The organism is Methylobacterium aquaticum (assembly GCF_001043915.1).
Classification (GTDB): Bacteria; Pseudomonadota; Alphaproteobacteria; order Rhizobiales; family Beijerinckiaceae; genus Methylobacterium; species Methylobacterium aquaticum.
In genome coordinates this window covers 1-1,545 of the sequence record NZ_LABX01000420.1, presented here as the reverse complement: position 1 = coordinate 1,545, position 1,545 = coordinate 1, and the positions used below count along the sequence as shown (strand labels likewise).

General features: G+C 69.2%; 2 protein-coding genes. Both read left to right on the top strand.

Features of this window, described 5'->3' with window-relative positions; genetic code table 11:
• Positions 1-1,207: ABC transporter substrate-binding protein (locus VP06_RS32930; protein ID WP_048468040.1), on the top strand; the 1,207-nt coding region annotated here is incomplete at its 5' end.
• A partial coding sequence (locus VP06_RS32925; protein WP_048468039.1) for an ABC transporter permease subunit occupies positions 1,207-1,545 on the top strand: 339 nt, incomplete at its 3' end. The genes VP06_RS32930 and VP06_RS32925, both read left to right, overlap by 1 nt.

Here is a 1,545-nt window from a genome sequence, read left to right as displayed (position 1 = left end):
CGGCATCGCCACCTACCTGTCGGGCCCGGCCAGCGTGTTCGGCGTGCCCGGCCGCCAGACCGCCGAGATGCTGTTCGACGAGATCAACGCCGCCGGCGGCATCGCCGGGGTGAAGGTGCGGCCGATCTTCGTCGACGAGGGCCCGGGCGTCGACCACGTCGTCGGCGAATACCGTCGCCTCGTCCAGTCGGAAGGCGTCCATCTCGTCTTCGCGGCGATCTCGTCCGCCGATTGCATCGCCTGCGCGCCGCTCGCCGACGAACTGAAGCGCCCGACGCTGCTGTGGGATTGCGGCACCCAGCGCATCTTCGAGGACAACCGCTACTCTTACGCCTTCCGCACCCAGGCCAACGCCACGCCGGAGATCCTGGCGGCCTTGCTCTACCTCCTGAAGGTGAAGCCCGACTTCAAGTCGATCGCGGTGATCAACCAGGACTATGCCTGGGGCCGCGATTCCTGGGACATCTTCCGCACCGCGATGAACACCCTGAAGCCCGGGGTGAAGATCGCGGCCGAGCTGTTCCCGCGCTTCGGCGCCACCGACTTCTCGACCGAGATCACCCGCGTGTTGGCCTTGCGGCCGGACGTGGTGCTGTCGACCTCCTGGGGCGGCGACCTCGACGCGCTGATCCGCCAGGCCTCCGACCGCAAGCTGTTCGAGCGCGCGACCTTCGTGATGCCGCTCGCCGAATCCTCGCTCCAGCGGGTCGGCAAGGCGCTGCCCGCCGGCCACATCGTCGGGGCGCGGGGCGACCACTGGTTCCTGCACCCCTCGCCGGCCGATCCGGAGCGGCTGAAGCGCTTCAACGACAGCTACCGCGCCAAGTACAATGCCTGGCCGATCTATCCCTGCTTCCACATGGCCCAGGCCGTCTCGGCGATGAAGGCCGGCATCGAGAAGGCGGTGGCCGCGAAGAACGGCGGCTGGCCGAGCGACGCGGAACTCGCCGCTGCCTTCAAGGGCCTCGAATTCCCCTCGCCCACCGCCAGCGTCCGCATCCGCGAGGACGGCCAGGGGCTCGAGAACCAGCTCATCGGCACCACCCTGCACTCGGACAAGTATCCGTTCCCGGTGCTCACCGACATGATCGTCTTCCCGGCCGAGTCCGTGACGACGCCGGTCGGCCAGAAGAGCGCCGACTGGCTCAAGACGCTGAGCCCCGACATGGTGGCCAAGCTCCCGCAGGCGCAGGTCTTCAAGAGCTGATGGCCTGGTTGTCGGAGAACGGGATCCTCGTCGGGCTCGCTTTGCTCGACGGGCTGTCCTACGCCGCCGCCGTCTTCATGGTGGCGGTGGGGCTGAACCTGGTGTTCGGCGTGCTGCGGGTGCTCAACGTGGCGCATGGCAGCCTCTACGCCATCGGCGGCTACGCGGCAGCCTCCCTCGGGCTGTTCGCCGCCTCCCTCGGCGCACCGCCCTGGCTCGGCCTGCCGATCCTGCTCGCCGCGGCGGTGCTGGTCGGCGTGGTGCTCGGACCGCTGATCGAGCGGCTGTTGCTGCGCCGGATGCAGGACCGCGTCGGAGCCGCCCGACCCGGTGCCCTT